16 protein-coding genes are annotated in these 17,048 nt (G+C 60.2%); 3 read left to right on the forward strand and 13 right to left on the reverse strand.

Annotated elements, in window-relative coordinates:
* Positions 1-117 precede the first annotated feature (117 nt).
* The gene (locus tag BLV67_RS22085) at positions 118-354 is read left to right on the forward strand and encodes a DUF3820 family protein (RefSeq protein ID WP_057704239.1); all 237 of its coding nucleotides are present in this window, start codon (positions 118-120) and stop codon (positions 352-354) included.
* Positions 355-366: 12 nt separating this feature from the next.
* Entirely contained in the window at positions 367-1,542 is a 1,176-nt protein-coding gene (locus tag BLV67_RS22090; protein ID WP_069788133.1) for an aminotransferase class V-fold PLP-dependent enzyme, read from the forward strand.
* 141 nt (positions 1,543-1,683) lie between these two features.
* Here the strand turns inward: BLV67_RS22090 and BLV67_RS22095 are convergent, their stop codons facing one another.
* Genes BLV67_RS22095 through zwf form a run of 3 tightly spaced genes read right to left on the reverse strand, consistent with a single transcriptional unit; the run spans position 1,684 to position 4,533 of the window.
* Positions 1,684-2,349 (reverse strand): bifunctional 4-hydroxy-2-oxoglutarate aldolase/2-dehydro-3-deoxy-phosphogluconate aldolase, encoded by a 666-nt coding sequence (locus tag BLV67_RS22095; RefSeq protein WP_065930484.1) that lies wholly within the window; start codon positions 2,347-2,349, stop codon positions 1,684-1,686.
* Positions 2,350-2,366: 17 nt separating this feature from the next.
* Positions 2,367-3,080 (reverse strand): 6-phosphogluconolactonase, encoded by a 714-nt coding sequence (pgl, locus tag BLV67_RS22100; protein ID WP_065930483.1) that lies wholly within the window; start codon positions 3,078-3,080, stop codon positions 2,367-2,369.
* Positions 3,067-4,533: a glucose-6-phosphate dehydrogenase gene (gene zwf, locus BLV67_RS22105; RefSeq protein WP_065930482.1), complete on the reverse strand. Its 1,467-nt coding sequence runs from the start codon at positions 4,531-4,533 to the stop codon at positions 3,067-3,069. Before zwf ends, pgl begins: the two co-directional genes overlap by 14 nt.
* A 219-nt stretch (positions 4,534-4,752) precedes the next feature.
* Between zwf and BLV67_RS22110 the strand changes: the two genes are divergently transcribed.
* Positions 4,753-5,613 (forward strand): MurR/RpiR family transcriptional regulator, encoded by an 861-nt coding sequence (locus BLV67_RS22110; protein WP_169985276.1) that lies wholly within the window; start codon positions 4,753-4,755, stop codon positions 5,611-5,613.
* A 131-nt stretch (positions 5,614-5,744) separates the two neighbouring features.
* Here the strand turns inward: BLV67_RS22110 and BLV67_RS22115 are convergent, their stop codons facing one another.
* The 10 genes from BLV67_RS22115 to BLV67_RS22160 all read right to left on the reverse strand — a co-directional run bounded on the left by BLV67_RS22115 (position 5,745) and on the right by BLV67_RS22160 (position 16,996).
* On the reverse strand, positions 5,745-6,590 hold the full coding sequence (locus BLV67_RS22115) for a D-hexose-6-phosphate mutarotase (RefSeq protein WP_017139187.1): 846 nt from the start codon (positions 6,588-6,590) through the stop codon (positions 5,745-5,747).
* Positions 6,591-6,810: 220 nt separating this feature from the next.
* A complete protein-coding gene (locus tag BLV67_RS22120) occupies positions 6,811-8,157 on the reverse strand; it encodes a carbohydrate porin (RefSeq protein WP_065930480.1) in 1,347 nt (448 codons plus the stop codon).
* Between the two features lie 84 nt (positions 8,158-8,241).
* Positions 8,242-9,402: an ABC transporter ATP-binding protein gene (locus BLV67_RS22125; RefSeq protein ID WP_065930479.1), complete on the reverse strand. Its 1,161-nt coding sequence runs from the start codon at positions 9,400-9,402 to the stop codon at positions 8,242-8,244.
* Between the two features lie 2 nt (positions 9,403-9,404).
* Complete coding sequence (locus BLV67_RS22130; RefSeq protein ID WP_058421424.1) at positions 9,405-10,250, reverse strand: carbohydrate ABC transporter permease; 846 nt, start codon at positions 10,248-10,250, stop codon at positions 9,405-9,407.
* Positions 10,243-11,151 (reverse strand): carbohydrate ABC transporter permease, encoded by a 909-nt coding sequence (locus tag BLV67_RS22135; protein WP_017139183.1) that lies wholly within the window; start codon positions 11,149-11,151, stop codon positions 10,243-10,245. Before BLV67_RS22135 ends, BLV67_RS22130 begins: the two co-directional genes overlap by 8 nt.
* Before the next feature lie 92 nt (positions 11,152-11,243).
* Positions 11,244-12,530 (reverse strand): ABC transporter substrate-binding protein, encoded by a 1,287-nt coding sequence (locus BLV67_RS22140; protein WP_056858626.1) that lies wholly within the window; start codon positions 12,528-12,530, stop codon positions 11,244-11,246.
* Positions 12,531-12,634: 104 nt separating this feature from the next.
* Positions 12,635-13,894, reverse strand: coding sequence for a D-mannose isomerase (locus BLV67_RS22145; RefSeq protein WP_069788134.1), 1,260 nt, complete (start codon positions 13,892-13,894; stop codon positions 12,635-12,637).
* 205 nt (positions 13,895-14,099) lie between these two features.
* The gene (locus BLV67_RS22150; protein WP_069788135.1) at positions 14,100-14,924 is read right to left on the reverse strand and encodes an ATPase; all 825 of its coding nucleotides are present in this window, start codon (positions 14,922-14,924) and stop codon (positions 14,100-14,102) included.
* A 127-nt stretch (positions 14,925-15,051) separates the two neighbouring features.
* A complete protein-coding gene (locus BLV67_RS22155; protein WP_065930476.1) occupies positions 15,052-16,050 on the reverse strand; it encodes an NAD-dependent epimerase/dehydratase family protein in 999 nt (332 codons plus the stop codon).
* Positions 16,051-16,102: 52 nt separating this feature from the next.
* Positions 16,103-16,996, reverse strand: coding sequence for a LysR family transcriptional regulator ArgP (locus BLV67_RS22160; protein ID WP_065930475.1), 894 nt, complete (start codon positions 16,994-16,996; stop codon positions 16,103-16,105).
* Between the last annotated feature and the right edge of the window lie 52 nt (positions 16,997-17,048).

A 17,048-nucleotide genomic window follows, 5' to 3' on the forward strand; every position in this document is an offset into this window, starting at 1 on the left:
TTCATGTACTTACGAAATATTGAACCATCTGTATCTACGTTATTTGCATGATCTGTCATTTGGCCTTCATGCAGAATGCCTGTATTTTCCAAGCACAGACGCCAACCCTTGAAGCCCATGAACCCCGAAAAACTCGAATTGCTGATCACCCGCCAAATGCCCTTCGGCAAGTACAAGGGACGCATCATCGCCGACCTGCCCGGCCCTTACCTGAATTGGTTCGCCCGTGAAGGCTTTCCTCACGGCGAGCTGGGCGGTTTGCTGGCCTTGATGCAGGAAATCGACCACAACGGCCTGTCCGAACTGCTGGAGCCGCTGCGCGTAAAACACGGCAAACCTGCCCCCCGTCATTAAAGAGCGCACGCTATGCCAAGGAATGCAGACAACGAACGTCACTGGCACGCCGTCGCCCAGCGCTACGAGCTGGAGCCCGGCCCGATCAACCTGGAAAACGGTTACTTCGGGCGCATGAGCCGTGCTGTACAGGCGCAGTATCTGGAGCACGTTGCGTTTATCAACCGCAGCAATTCGCTGTATGTGCGTCAGCGCTTCGAGCAGGGTGAAAACGTCGAGATCCGTCGCCAACTGGCCGGGCTGATCGATGCAGACCCCGACGCCATCGCCTTCACCCGCAACGCCACCGAGGCATTACAGTCGCTGATCCGTAACTACAACGGCCTGCGGCCGGGCGATCAGGTGCTGATCAGTGATCTGGAGTACGACACGGTCAAAGGCGCCATGCGCTGGTTGGCCAGTGTTCGCGGCGTGGAAGTCGTCGAACTTGCCCACGCCCACCCGGCCGGTTTCGACAGCCTGGTGCAGACCTATCGCGATGCGTTCGCGCAGTACCCGCGCCTGAAGCTGATGGCGCTGACCCATGTCACCCACCGCACCGGCCTGGTGATGCCTGTCGAAGCGATTGCCAAGGCAGCGCGTGAGCATGGCGTGGACGTGATTCTGGATGGTGCCCATGCGTTGGGCCAGATTGAATTCAACCTCGCCGAGCTGGGCATTCAGTTCGCCGGGTTCAACCTGCATAAATGGATCGGTGCGCCGCTGACCCTGGGCTTTCTGTATATCGCCCCGGAGCGCCTGGCCGATATCGACCCGGACATGGGCGAGTTTCACTACCCCGCCAGCGACGTGCGTGCGCGCACGTCCTACAGCACGCCGAATTTTCCAGCGTTGATGACCTTGCCGTTGGTGCTGGAGGAACATCGCAACCTCGGCGGCTCGGCGGCCAAGGGCGCGCGGGTCAATTACCTGCGGGATCGCTGGGTGAGCCAGGTGCGTGGGTTGCCGGGAATTGAGGTGCTGACACCGGATGATCCGCGGCTGTATTGCGCGATTACGGCGTTCAAGTTTACTGGGCGGGATCAGCACGAGATGGCGGACCGATTGCTCAAGGAGTACGACCTGTTTACCACCACGCGCACGGGGGCGGCGTTTGGAACCTGTATTCGGGTGACGCCGGGGCTGGTGACCTCGGCGGCGGACATCGATGTGCTGGTTAACGCAATCATCAAGCTAAGCACGGACTAAAAATGTGGGAGCTGGCTTGCCTGCTCCCACAGTTGATCGGCGTTGAATGTGAGTTTTTTGCAGGCAAAAAAAAGCGGTACACCGACCAAGTGCACCGCAAAAATGCCGTTAAGCACAGCAACAACGATTCGGTAAATCAGTTCAGTCCAGCAGCGCCAGCGCCTGTGCGGTGACTTCCTGGATGCGGGCCCAGTCGCCGTTCTTGACCCATTCAGGGTCCAGCATCCAGCTACCGCCCACGCACATCACGTTTTTCAACGCCATGTAGTTTTTGATGTTGGCCGGGCCAACGCCGCCGGTTGGGCAGAATTTGACTTCGCCGAACGGGCCGCCCAGGGCCTTGATTGCAGCCACGCCGCCGCTGACTTCAGCCGGGAACAGCTTGAAGCGGCGATAACCCAGGCCATAGCCTTCCATGATGCCGGAGGCATTGCTGATGCCCGGCAGCAGAGGGATCGGGCTGTGCACCGAGGCTTCCAGCAGGTCGCGGGTAATGCCGGGGGTGACGATAAATTGCGAACCGGCCACCTCGGCCGCTTCGAGCATGTGGCGGTCGAGTACGGTGCCGGCACCGGTGCACAGTTCAGGGCGTTGCTCGCGCAGTACCTGAATGGCCTTGAGGCCGAACTCGGAGCGCAGGGTCACTTCCAATGCGGTCAAACCGCCGGCTGCCAGGGCATCGGCCAGCGGCAGGATGTCCTGTTCGCGGGCGATGGTGATCACCGGCAGGATCCGCGCCCTGGCGCAGAGGCTGTCGATCAGGGCAACTTTGTCCGCCATGGACACGGTCGGTTGAGGGCTTTTCATAGCGGCTGATCCTTGGCTCATGGGCACCAGTAAATCTCTAAAGTAGGTTGCAAAAACGCGCGAATCGGCATGGCAGCAACGTCATCACTGGCCAGCGCGGCGCTCAAGGTGGTCAATTTCGAACTGCCGGAAATCGACAGTACCGTGTAATGGGCCGTGGCCAGCAGCGCGCGACTCATGGTCAGGCGCTGGTGCGGCACGGTCGGCGCCAGCATCGGCCAGCAACGGCGCGTGCCGTCGGGCTTGAGCGCCTCGCCCAGGTTGGGGCTGTTGGGGAACAGCGATGCGGTGTGGCCGTCATCGCCCATGCCGAGCACCAGCACATCAATAGCAGGCAGCTCTGCCAACTGGCGATCGGCCAGTTCGGCGGCGTCTTCAAGGTTTGCGGCAACGTTGTACAGGCTGAGGAACCTGGCCTTGGCCGCCGGGCCCTGGAGCAAATACTTCTTCAACAGGCCGGCATTGCTGTCGGCGTGTTCCACCGGTACCCAGCGCTCGTCGGCCAGGGTGATGGTGACCTTGGACCAGTCCAGGCCTTGTTTGGCCAGGTTCTGGAAAAACGCCACGGGGCTGCGGCCACCGGACACTACCAGGGTCGCTTCGCCACGGGCACTGATGGCCGCGCGCAGTTGCTCGGCCACGTCATTGGCCAGGCCATCGGCCAGCAACACCGGCGTGCGGTACTCATGGGCTGTCACGCCCTGAGGCAGTTTCAATTCAGATATCGCCATACCACGACCTCCCATCCCGCGTGATCAGTGCAATCGAGCTCATCGGCCCCCAGGACCCCGCCGCATACGGCTTGGGCGCATCACCGGATTTTTTCCACCCGGCGATCAACTGGTCACACCACTTCCACGCGGCTTCGATTTCATCTTTGCGAACAAACAGGTTCTGATTGCCGCGCATTACTTCCAGCAACAACCGCTCGTAGGCATCGGGAATCCGCGCGCTGCGATAGGTGTCGGAAAAATTCAGTTGCAGCGGGCCGCTGCGCAGTTGCATGCCCTTGTCCAGGCCTTGCTCTTTGGTCATCACACGCAAGGAAATACCTTCGTCCGGCTGCAGGCGGATGATCAGTTTGTTGCTGATCTGCAGGCGCTGCTCGGGGGCGAAGATGTAGTGGGACGGTTCCTTGAAGTGGATGACGATCTGCGACAGCTTTTGCGGCATGCGTTTACCGGTGCGCAGGTAAAACGGCACGCCGGCCCAACGCCAGTTGCGGATATCGGCACGCAGGGCGACAAACGTCTCGGTGTCGCTCTGGGTGTTGGAATTTTCTTCTTCCAGGTAGCCCGGCACCGGCTTGCCGGCGCTGTAGCCGGCGATGTACTGGCCGCGTACTACCTGGGTCGTCAGGCCTTCCGGGCTGATCGGCGCCAGCGCCTTGAGCACCTTGACCTTCTCGTCACGGATGCTGTCGGCGGACAGGTCGGCCGGTGGGTCCATGGCGATCAGGCACAGCAGTTGGAGCAGGTGGTTCTGGATCATGTCGCGCAGTTGGCCGGCCTTGTCGAAGTAACCCCAACGGCCTTCGATACCGACCTGCTCGGCCACGGTGATTTCCACGTGGGAAATGTAATGCTGGTTCCACTGGGTTTCGAACAGGCTGTTGGCGAAACGCAGCGCGATCAGGTTCTGGACGGTCTCTTTGCCCAGGTAGTGGTCGATGCGATAGGTGCGGTTTTCCGGGAAAAACTGCGCCACGGCGTCGTTGACCTTGCGCGAGGACTCCAGGTCCGAGCCGATGGGTTTTTCCAGCACCACGCGGGTGTTGTCTGCCAGGCCGACCCTGGCGAGGTTCTCGCAGATCGCGCCATACACCGCCGCCGGGGTGGCGAAGTAGGCGATCAGGCGTTGTTCGGCCCCGACCTTTTCGGCCAGGGCGACATAATCGGCGGCGTTCATGAAGTCGACGTGCACATAGGCCAGACGCGCCAGGAAGCGCGCGGCCACCGCCTCATCGAGTTCCTTGCCGACGTATTTACGCAGTTCTTTTTCGATATGGGCCAGGTGCTCCTGCTCGGAACCGGCTTCACGGGCCAGGCCCAGGATGCGCGTATCGTCGTGCAGCAGCCCGGCGCCATCGAGTTGGTAGAGGGCAGGAAATAACTTGCGCAGCGCCAGATCACCCAAGGCGCCAAACAGGGCAAAGGTGCAGGGTTCTACGGTTATCGAAGGCATGATGTTTGTTCTTTTATCAAGTTAAGCTACAAATACCTTTTTTCAAGGCATCACTCAAGGAAAAATGTAGTAATAACCACAACATTTTCCCGAAATACGCATTCCGAGTGGTGGTGTTCAGCTACCCTCAGTAGGATAGGCCACCGCAAAGGGCCACTCGTCGATTGGTTACCGCCCTTTATTTGCATCGTCGCCCGAAGGAAAGACTGAATGGACCGCGTGCGAAATCTTCTGGAACAGATCCGGAACCGCCTCGAAGAATTGAACAAGGCCGAGAAAAAAGTCGCCGAGGTCATCCTGCAAAACCCACAGCAGGCAACCCGCTTCTCGATCGCCGCCCTCGCCCAAGCCGCCTCGGTCAGTGAACCGACGGTCAACCGTTTCTGCCGTTCGTTCGGCGTCAGCGGTTACCCTGAACTTAAATTGCAACTGGCGCAAAGTTTGGCCAGTGGTGCGGCGTATGTCAGCCGCGCCGTGGAAGCCGATGATAACCCTGAGGCCTACACCCAAAAGATCTTTGGCAGCGCCATTGCCTCCCTGGACAGTGCGTGCCAGGCCCTCGACCCGGCGCTGATCAGCAAGGCCGTGGATTTGTTGATCCAGGCGCGCCAGATCCACTTCTTCGGCCTCGGCGCTTCGGCACCGGTGGCCATGGATGCGCTGCACAAGTTCTTCCGCTTCAACCTGGCCGTGACTGCCCATGCCGACGTGCTGATGCAACGCATGATCGCGTCTGTGGCGCATACGGGCGAGCTGTTTGTGATCATTTCCTACACCGGGCGCACCCGCGAGCTGGTGGAAGTGGCGCGTATCGCCCGGGAAAACGGCGCGTCAGTGCTGGGCGTAACTGCCGAGAATTCGCCGTTGGCCAAGGCCAGTACCGTGAGCTTGAACATCCCGCTGCCGGAAGACACCGACATCTACATGCCGATGACGTCGCGGATCATTCAGCTAACGGTGCTGGACGTGCTGGCCACCGGCATGACCCTGCGCCGTGGCGTGGACTTCCAGCCGCATCTGCGCAAGATCAAAGAGAGCTTGAATGACAGCCGGTATCCGGTGGGGGATGAGTTTAACTAGCAGCAGTCTCCACCAGCAGTACCGACCCTATCGCAGGCACGCCAGCGCCCACAGTGAGCCGAGCTGCCCATTTGGAATGCATTTCCCCTGTGGGAGCTGGCTTGCCTGCGATAGCGCCATAAGCTCCACCACTAAACCCCGGCCCGCGCCTGCAAGCTCAAATGCGCCCGCTCCCCCGGCGCCAGACTGGCTGCCGCCATCGCCGACTCCACACACACAAACCCCGACGCCTCGTTAAAGCTCACGCCCAACAACGGCCGGCTGCCTGGATGCCACACCACCGTGTCAGCACTGTCGCCGGTGTCGATGCACAGCTCGCGTTGCCAGGCGTGGTCCTTGAGCTGTAATTCGCCCTCATGCTGGAACACCCGCTGGCAGCCGCCGTCTACCCGCAGCTCGCCTTCCTGCTGGCAAACCTGACGGCTGAGCTGGTCATAACCTTGCGCGCCATCAAGCCCAGACAGCGCTATCTCGTCGACGTGACCAATACGCCAGTAAGCGTGCAACGCATGGCTCAACTGGCATGGCAACTCGTCCTGGTGCTCGGTGCTCAGGCGCAACTCAAGGGTTTCGCCCAGGTGCGCGTGCAGGTCGACCTGCCAGTCGCACAGCTGCAATTGCCAGTGCAGGCGCACGCCGTCGTCGTCGGTGCTGCTGTCGAGCAGTTTCCAGTCGATCAGCCGCGCCCAGCCATGGGACGGCCACGCGTTCTCGCTCGGATGGCGCCCATACCACGGCCAGCACACCGGCACGCCGCCACGGATGGCGCCGACCTGGGGCCACTTGGCCGCGCACCACAGCCAGGGTTTCTGGCCGGTGGGCTGAAAGTGCAGCAACTGCGCGCCCTGGCGACTGAACACCGCCTGGCACAGCGGATGGTCGATCACCAACACGTCGCGCATCTGAAAGCGCTCCCAGGCGAACACCGGTTGTTCACGCAGGGATTTGAAAAAGCGTTGCAGCGGATGCTCATGCATGTGCCACGGTCCTGGAATTCAATGTCGCTCAAACCTTGGTTCCCCTTGTGGGAGCTGGCTTGCCTGCGATGCGGGCGACTCGGTTTGTCTGAACGACCGAGGCGCTGCGATCGCAGGCAAGCCAGCTCCCACAAAGGTTGTGCAGTGCTGCCCAAAAAAAGCGGGTAGCCATGGCTACCCGCAAAATGCGCACAGAGAGAAGGAGCTTATCGCAACAACGTTAGAACGTAGACTGAATTTTCAGGCCCGCTACCAGCGCGTTGTCGACTTCTTTTACACCGCCCGGGTTTTTGACGTATTGCAGGTTCGGGCGTACGGTCAGCCAGTTGGTGACGTGGAAACCGTAGTTGAGTTCGACGTTGTACTCGGTGTTACGCAGCGGGGCGAAACCCGCCTGGTCGTAATCGGTAAAACCGCCTGAAGCATTGAGCAGTTCAGCGGTTTTCTTCACGTCGCTGTTGGCATGGATACGCGAAACACCGATACCCACGTCATCTTTGGCACGTGCGTCAAATGGCCCTTTATACACAAGCATCAACGACTGGTAGTTGTCGACCAGGTTGGTGTCTTTGTCGTGGAAGGTCACGTTGGCCGCGATGTTCAAGCCGCGCGAAGCATCGCCATTGTGAGTGGTGAGTTGCTGTTGCAGAACGCCCCAGTAACCGCTTTTGCTGCTGCGAACGCGGAAGGCTGCGCCGGTGGTGCCAGCATCGTTACCGTTGACGTCTTCACGTACGTCGGTAGCGTCGGCGGTGCTCTTGTAGTAACCCACACGGTATTCGCCTGGCAGGCCATTGACCTTCGGCGACCAAACCAATTCCACCGGCAATACGGTGCCCTTGGTGCCGCTGCCGCTGAGTTTGAAGCCGTTGCCGTGTTCCAGCTGCGACGGGTTCTGGTTGTATGCACCGATTTGCGCATACAGCTCAGGCGTGATGTTGTACTTCACGCGGATCGCCGCCTGGCTGACCGGCCAGTTGTACCAGGTGTTGACGTAGTTACCGACTTGCGAGCCGCAGAACGACAGGTTCTGGAAATCGCACGGGAAGGTGTTGAAGTCTTCGCCTTCGCCGAAGTAACCGAGTTTCACGTCCAACTTGTTGTCGAACATCTGGTGCTGGATCCAGAACTGGGTCAGACGCACCATGTGGCCACGGCCATCGACTTCTTGAGACGAACTCAAGGTGCCGGCACGCGGGTCACCAATACGGTCATTGGAGATGTTCGCACCATTACGATTGGTCAACTGGATCTTGGCCTGGGTGTTATCCCAGCCCCACAGCTTTTGCAGATCCAGCGCTACGCCCAGACCAAACTGGTCAGCGTAACGAGCAGTTTTGTCGTTGTTGTAGCCACCGTGCAGGTTGCCACCGACTTCCCCTACGTAGTCAGCCTTGATGTCGATACCTTGCTCGATCAGCTTGGTACGCTCGCCACCCCAATCGCCGGTCATCCACTTGGAATCGGCGCTGAATGCATCGGCCGCCATCGCATTGGCGGACAATACCAGGGCTGCTGCTGCTGACAGTTGGCAGATCAGCCGAGTGTTGTTGTGTTGCTTTTTCATCCCTACATCCTCGTCTTTATTGTTATTAAACTGTTTTTATCTAACGCGGGTTACATTTTTATCTAAAACAATAACTTATCTGCTTCAGCGGCCTTTGAATTGGGCCACATTGTCGGCATGCCCGTGTGCAGGCAATGAGGCAGCAGTGCCCAGGCGTTCGCCGGTTTTGGCGTCGAACAGCAAGACCTTGGACGGGTCGAATTGCAGGGTCAGCGTCTCGCCCACCTGCGGTGCCACATCGGGCGCCAGGCGGCAGCAGACTTTGGTGTCGTTAAGCTGCACGAACACCAGGGTGTCCGGGCCGGTTGGCTCGGTAACCTGGACTTCGGCGCGAATGCTCGAAGCACTGTCGCTGTCGCTGGTCGCCAACATGATCTGCTCCGGGCGCAGGCCCAGGATCACATCGCGGTCTTCCAGGCCGGCATCGCTGACGTTAAGTGCCAACTCGCAACGCGCCTGGCCACTGTCGAGCAGCGCCACCAGACGACCGTCCTTGCGCTGCAGGCGCAGTGGGACGAAGTTCATCGGCGGCGAGCCGATAAAGCTCGCCACGAACTGGTTGGCCGGGTTGGTGTAGATGTCTTTGGGCGTGCCGAACTGCTGAATGATGCCATCCTTCATGACCGCCACTTTGTCGCCCAGGGTCATCGCTTCGATCTGGTCGTGGGTGACGTACACCGTGGTGGTTTTCAGACGCTGGTGCATCAGTTTCATTTCGGTGCGCATCTCGACGCGCAGTTTGGCGTCGAGGTTGGACAGCGGTTCGTCGAACAGGTAGATCTTCGGCCGCCGTGCCAGGGCGCGGCCCATGGCCACACGCTGTTGCTGGCCACCGGAAAGCTGGCCCGGCTTGCGGTTAAGCAAGTGCTCGATCTGCAGCAGCTTGGCCACCCGCGCCACTTCGGCATCGATATCGGCCTGGGGCATCTTGCGGATCTTGAGGCCGAACTCGATGTTCTCACGCACGCTCATGGTCGGGTACAGCGCGTAGGACTGGAACACCATGGCGATGTCACGGTCCTTGGGGCTCATGCCGCTGACGTCCTGGTCGCCGATCATGATGGCGCCGCCGGTGATGGTCTCAAGGCCGGCGATGCAGTTCATCAAGGTCGATTTACCGCAACCCGAAGGGCCGACCAGAATCAGGAACTCGCCCTCTTTGATCGACAGTTCGATGTTCTTCAAGGTGTCGGGCAGGCCGGCGCCATAGGTCTTGTTTACATTGCGAAGTTCAAGCGTAGCCATGATTACCCCTTGACCGCGCCGGCCGTGAGGCCGCGCACGAAATACTTGCCTGCGATCACATAGACCAGCAGGGTCGGCAGCCCGGCGATCATCGCCGCCGCCATATCCACGTTATATTCCTTGGCCCCGGTGCTGGTGTTGACCAGGTTGTTCAGCGCCACCGTGATGGGCTGCGAGTCGCCGCTGGAGAACACCACACCGAACAGGAAGTCGTTCCAGATCTGGGTGAACTGCCAGATCAGGCAGACCATGATGATCGGCGTCGACATCGGCAGAATGATCTGACGGAAGATGGTGAAGAAACCTGCACCGTCCAGCCGTGCCGCCTTGATCAGCGCGTCAGGAATGCTCACGTAGTAGTTACGGAAAAACAGTGTAGTAAACGCCAACCCGTAGACCACGTGCACAAACACCAGGCCCGTGGTGGTACTGGCCAGGCCCATCTTGCCGAGGGTGAACGATGCCGGCAGCAGCACGGTCTGGAACGGCAGGAAGCAGCCGAACAACAGCAGGCCGAAGAACAGCTGCGAGCCTTTGAAGCGCCAGAACGACAGCACATAGCCGTTCAGCGCGCCGATGGCGGTGGAGATCAGTACCGCCGGAACGGTGATCTTGATCGAGTTCCAGAAGTAACCGTCAACCGTGGCCCAGGCCTTGACCCAGCCGATGCCGGTGACCACGGTCGGCCAGCTCAGCAGGTTGCCGGTGCTGATGTCTTCCGGGGTTTTGAAGCTGGTCAGCAGCATCACCACCAGCGGCACCAGGTACAGCAGCACGGCGAGGATCAGCACCGCGTAGATCGCGATGCGACTCAGGCTGATGGCAGGTTTGGAGGCGAGACTAGTCATTGCGCTTGGTCCTCAGCTCGGAATACAGGTAAGGCACGATGATCGCGAGGATCGCGCCGAGCATCAGGATTGCACTGGCCGAGCCCATACCCATCTGGCCACGGCTGAAGGTGAACGAGTACATGAACATTGCCGGCAAATCGGACGAGTAGCCCGGGCCGCCGGCAGTCATGGCCGCTACCAGGTCGAAGCTCTTGATCGCGATGTGCGCGAGGATCATCACCGCACTGAAGAACACCGGGCGCAGGCTAGGCAGCACCACGCTCCAGTAGATACGCGGCAGGCTGGCACCGTCGATCTGGGCGGCGCGCACGATCGACTGATCAACGCCACGCAGGCCGGCCAGGAACATCGCCATGATGAAGCCCGAGGCTTGCCACACAGCGGCAATCACCAGGCAGTACACCACGCGGTCGGGGTCGATCAGCCAGTCGAGACGGAAGCCTTCCCAGCCCCAGTCACGCAGAAGTTTGTCCAGGCCCATGCCCGGGTTGAGCAGCCATTTCCACGCCGTACCGGTCACGATCATCGAGAGCGCCATCGGGTACAGGTAAATGGTGCGGATAAAACCTTCGCGGCGGATCTTCTGGTCGAGGAAAATCGCCAGCGTCACGCCGATCACCAAAGTGATGCCGATAAACATCCCGCCGAACAGCGCCAGATTCTTGCTCGCCACCCACCAACGGTCGTTGTCGAACAACCGCGCGTATTGCGCAAGACCGGCCCATTTGTAGCTGGGCAGGAACGTGGACGTGGTGAACGACAGCACGAATGTCCACAGGATGTAGCCGTAGAAGCCCACCAGTACGATGAACATGCTCGGTGCCAGCACCAGTTTAGGTAGCCAGCGCTGCAGCGCATCGAACGGCGAGGCCTTGCTGAACACAGCAACAGAACTCATGGGAAAATCCAGTACAGGGAAAAAAGACTACAGAAGCAAGCCTTGTGAGGGGTCAGGGGGTTTCCCCTCACAAGGACCAGCCGTGCTAACCGTTACTTGGCAGACTTGATCGCAGCGCCGAGTTTCTTGGCGGTGTCGGCCGGGTCGGCTTTCGGGTCGTTGATGTAGTTGGTCACGACATCAAAGAACGCGCCTTGTACCGCCAGGGTAGTGGCCATGTTGTGGGCCATACTTGGCTGCAGGCCACCGGATTTGGCGTCCGCCAGGAAGTCTTTGGCAGCGGTCTGAGCGCAGGAGTCGAAACCGAGCTTGTCCATTTCATTGAGCATGTCGGTACGAACCGGGATCGAGCCTTTGTTGATGCTGAAGACTTTCTGGAAGTTTTCACCCAACACGACTTTGGCGATGTCCTTCTGACCTTCCTGGGTGCCTTTGTCTTTAACCTTGAACACCGCCAGGGAGTCGATGTTGTAGGTAAAGGCTTTGTCGGTGCCCGGGAAAGCTACGCACTCGTAGTCTTTGCCGGCGACTTTCTTGGCGGCAGTCCACTCGGACTTGGCCCAGTCACCCATGATCTGCATGCCGGCCTTGCCGTTGATGACTTTGCCGGCTTCCAGATTCCAGTCCTGGCCTTTGCCGTCGACGTCCATATAGGTCGCGACCTTTTTCAGCTCAGTCAGGGCCTTGACCATTTGCGGGCCGGTCAGCGCGTCGTTATCCAGGTCAACCAGGGCTTTCTTGTAGCCATCAGCCCCCATCACCGACAGAACGACCGCTTCGAATACGGTGCTGTCCTGCCAAGGCTGGCCACCGTGGGCGAGCGGGATGAAGCCTGCGGCTTTTAGCTTGTCGCCGGCTGCGTAGAATTCTTCGAGGGTGGTCGGGTTTTTGGTGATACCGGCTTTCTTGAAAACTTCCGGGTTGATCCACAGCCAGTTAACGCGGTGAATGTTGACCGGTACGGCAACGTAGTTACCTTCGTACTTCACGGTATCGGAGACTTTTTTGTCGAGCAGCGAGTCCCACTTTTCTTCTTTGGCGACGTCTTTGAGCACGTCGGTGTCGAGCAAGCCAGTAGACGCCCATTCCTGGATGTCCGGGCCTTTGATCTGGGCAACGCCGGGCGGGTTACCCGCGACTGCGCGGCTTTTCAGCACAGTCATTGCAGTGGCGCCACCGCCACCGGCGACGGCACCGTCTTTCCAGACGAAGCCATCTTTCTCAACTTGAGCCTTCAGTACGTCCACTGCTGCTTTTTCACCGCCGGAGGTCCACCAATGCACAACTTCAACCGTCCCTTTCGAGTCGGCGGCAAATGCACTGAGGGGAAACAACGAGGCAATGGAAATAGCAACGGCGAGGCGATTAATCGCGTTCATCTGAATACCTTTTCTTGTTGTTATGCATGCAAGTCTAGAGCTTGCGCTGCACGGAGTTTAAACATGGATTTTTAGCGCGCAGGTAACAAAGGGACGTACAAATGTCACCACTTGGTGACATAACGCCCTTGGCCCAACGCACTGGTCATACTCGGTGCCAAGGGCAGTACAGGCAGTACGACCGCTTGCCAGGCATGGTACAGGTCCGGCTTGCCACCCCAGATCTTGCTGCTGGGCTGGTTGTGCGGGCTGAGTTCGTGGTGCCAGCTGCCGTTGATACGGTCGATAAAGTGGCTTTCACAAAACTCCCAGAAGCGCCGGTACCAGGTTTCGTAATGCAGCTCGCCGGTGCGTTTGAGCAAGGCCTGGGCCGCCGCGCTGGCTTCAGCGTGGGTCCAGTGCAAGCGCTCGCGCACCACCGGTTGATGGTTCCAGTCCAGGGTGTAGACAATGCCGGGCGCGCCGTCCACGGCCCAGGCGTACTCGCAGGCGCTGGCGAACAGGCCACGGGCGTCGGTCACCAGCCAGTCCGGTGTGGCCAGCCCGGCGTGCAGGCGTGCGGCTTCCAGGTGCAGTACCAACCGTGCCCATTCGAAACCGTGGCCGGGGGTGATGCCATACGGGCGGAAACCATCGGCGGGGTTGTCTTCGTTGTAGCCGAGCAAGGGTTGCCAGTGGGTGTCGAAATGCTCGATCACCATGAACTGGTTGCCGGCAGCGTGAGTGTGGATAACGCGCTCGACAATGCGCAGCGCGCGGTCCAGCCAGCGTGTTTCACCGGTGACATCGGCCAGTGCCAGAAAGGCTTCGGTGGCGTGCATGTTGCTGTTGGCACCACGATACGCTTCGACGCCGCTCCAGTCCTGGGCGAAGGACTCGAGCATCACGCCCTCCTCTTCGCTCCAGAAGAACTGGTCGATGATATGCACGGCGTCGTTAAGCAGGTTTTGCGCTCCGGGCGCGCCGGCCACTACGGCAGAGCTGGCAGCCAGGGCAACAAAAGTATGCAGGTAAGCGGCTTTGCCACGGTTGCCATCCAGGGCGTTGGGCGCGGCGAACCAGCCGCCGTGCTCACTGTCGCGCAAGGGGCCACTGAGGGCGGCAACACCATGGGCAATCAGGTCGGCATAACCCGGCAAACCCATGGCGTGGGCCATGGCAAAGCTGTGGGTCATGCGCGCAGTGTTCATGGTTTCGGCGTGGGCGTCGGCCGGCAGTTGGCCTTGGTCGTCAAGGTTGCCGAAGCCGTCCGGCAGACGTGAAGCTTTGGCGAACGCCAGCAGGCGTTGGCCTTCACTGGCGAGCCAGGCGTGATGGGCAGGTGCGTTCAGCCAACTGCTGGCAGGCAGTGGTTGCATGGTCATGGGTAGCCCTTTTTAGTTTTTGTGGGATGACCGAAGTCTAAACAAGGGCGCGATGGGGGCAAGTAACGAAGGGGAGGGGAAATGTCACAAGGCTGTGACATTGATCGTTCCCACGCTCTGCGTGGTAATGCAGCCTGTGGCGCTCTGCGCCACAGCGGGACGCGGAGCGTCCATGGCGGCATTCCCACGCAGAGCGTGGGAACGATCATTGGCCCAGTGGGGTGACCCGCGCGGGCGCGTTGAGCTTTTGGTTCAGGTTCTGGACCTGGCTCTGCAAGGTGGTGATATTGCGCGTGGTCTGGATGCGGAACACGTCAAACTCTTTATTGGTTGGCGCATCACTGTTGGCGGGCTGGTTTTCCTGCGCGCTTTTAAGCACTAGCAGGTCTTGTTCCAGGCGAGCGATGGCTGCGCTCGGGTTGCCTTGTTTCTTCAGGGCAGCCACGTCAGCGGACAGGTCCTTGATGTCACCCTGCGCCGCCTTGAGCGTGGCCACGGCCTCGGTCAGCGCCTGCACCTGGCCCTGGAGTTTGGCATTCGCGCTCGACAGCTCGGTGGTGCTGGCGCTCATCTGTGCCAGGCGTTGGTCCAGTTCAGTCGCCTGCCCGGCCACGCCCACTTGCTGCTTGCCTTGCTCCAGCAATTGGGTTTCCAACTGCTTGATCTGCGCCTTGAGGGCTTCGCTGCCGTTGTTCACATTGGCTTCGCTGGCCACTACCTTGCCGGAAATGTCCTGCAGGCGCCCCGCCGCTTCTTCGCTGATGCGCGCAAAGCTTTCCTGGGTGGCGACCAACTGCTGGCCCATCAGGGAAATCTGCTGGAAACTCCACCAGGCAAGCCCGGCGAAGGCGATCAGCAGCGCGCCGACCAGGGCCCACAGTGGGCCGGTGCTGGCGCTCTTGACCTTGACCACCTTGGTTGTGCGCGAGCGCACGGAGGTGGCGGGAGTGGGTTCGAAATCATCATCGTCCCCGATGTCGGCCCGCAGGCTGGGAACGTTGTCGAAATCGTCTTTGGCATCGTTACGCATGAATCAACCCTGAATCGGTGAAATGGCGACCGCAATAGCCGAGCGAGCGGAGTATAAACCCCGTTCACGCCGCATTGGTCGACCCGGAAGCCTGAATTCGGTTCCCGATGTGTTGCTGGTTGTGAGCTTATTTCAGCCCCGGATCCTGAGCTTTCCACCAACTGCAGAACTCATCGAGCGCCGTCCACAGGCTGACCTTGGGCTCGTAGTCGAGATAATGCCTGGCGCGGCTGATGTCCAGGGTGAAATCTTTGTTCATCACCTGCGTGCCCAAACGCGACAACGACGGCTCCGGACGCCCCGGCCACATCGCACAGAATGCCTCGTTCAGCGCCGCCACGCTGTAGGACAAACCGTAAGACCGGTGCCGGGTGACCTGGGGCATGTCCATCTGGCGCATCACGTAATTGACCACATCCCACACGGGCACCGGCGCGCCATTGCTGATGTTGTAGGCCTTGCCCAAGGCCGAGCCGGTGGCGAGCAAGCTGCTGAGCAGCGCCTCATTGAGGTTGTGCACGCTGGTGAAATCGACCTTGTTCAAACCATCGCCGACAATGGCCAGGCGATTTTTGCGCTGCATTTTAAGCAAGCGCGGGAAGATGCTCATGTCGCCGGCCCCGGTGACAAAACGCGGGCGCAGCGCGAGTACTTCAAGGCCGAACTCCTGGGCGCCGAACACCTTCTGTTCCGCCAGGTACTTGGTGGCGGCATACGGATGCTTGAAGCGCTTGGGCACTTGTTCCTCGGTCAGCCCCAGGTGATCGCGGCCATCAAAGTAGATCGACGGCGACGACAAGTGCACCAGGCGCCCGACACGCTCTTTAAGGCAGGCCTCGACGACGTTTTCGGTGACCAGCACATTGCCCTGATGGAAGTCCTGGTACTTGCCCCACAACCCGACGGCCCCGGCGCAATGCACCACGGCTTCGACATCGCGGCACAACTCGCGCACCAGGTCGGCATCATTGAGATCACCCTGGATAAACTCGGCGCCGCGCCTTACCAGGTGCTCCACACCTTCGGCGCGCCGCCCGTTGACCCGCACGTCCAGGCCCTGCTCCAGGGCGAAACGCGCAAAACGCCCGCCGATGAAGCCGCTTGCGCCGGTGACCAGAATTTTCATTTGTTACCCCATGTTCTTTCGTTTTTCATCGCTGTTGCCTTGACGCACGCCATCAGTCCAACGGCACCAACCATTGGCCACACGCCTGGGCCAAGTGATCGGTCAGCAACCCCAACAATTGCCCGCCACTGCGCCAATGATGCCAGTACAAGGGCACGTCGATGGGCTTATCTGGCAACAACTCGACCAACACGCCGGTTTGCAACTGGTCGCGCACCTGTAATTCCGGCACCAGGCCCCAGCCCAGCCCGGCTTCGGTCAGGCGAATAAAACCTTCGGAGGACGGGCACAAATGGTGCTCGAAACCGCCGTCCACGCCCAGAGAGGCCAGGTAGCGGTGCTGCAGGAAATCGTCCGGGCCAAACACCAGTGCCGGCGTGCGTGCCAACTGATCGGCACGCACGCCTTCAGGAAAATGCCGCGTTATAAATGCAGGGCTGGCCAACGCACGGTAGCGCATGGCACCGAGCAACAGGCTGCGCGCCCCGGCCACCGGGCGTTCGCTGGCGCAGATACAGGCCGCCACTTCACCGGCGCGCATGCGTTTGAGGCCCACGGTCTGGTCTTCTACCACCAGGTCCAGCAACAAATGCTGCTCGGCGCAAAAGTCGCTGACGGCCTCGGCCCACCAGGTGGCGAGGCTGTCGGCGTTCAAGGCGATGCGCAGGCGCTCGGGCATGCCCTCCTCGTCCAGCGCCGGCACCTGGCTTTGCAGGTCACGCTCAAGCAAACGCACCTGTTGCACATGGTTAAGCAAACGCCGCCCGATGTCGGTGGGTGTCGGTGGCGTGGCCCGCACCAGCACCGGTTGGCCAATACGCGCCTCCAGTAACTTGATGCGCTGGGAAATCGCCGACTGCGAAAGCCCCAGCACCTGGGCGCCACGCTCGAAGCCGGCCTGCTCCACCACCGCCGCCAGGGCGGAAAGCAATTTATAGTCGAACATCAGTTTCTCTAATGAGCGATCAGCAATATTGGTTTTTCTTATACAGCGCGGG

It is taken from the genome of Pseudomonas salomonii, assembly GCF_900107155.1.
Classification (GTDB): Bacteria; Pseudomonadota; Gammaproteobacteria; order Pseudomonadales; family Pseudomonadaceae; genus Aquipseudomonas; species Aquipseudomonas salomonii.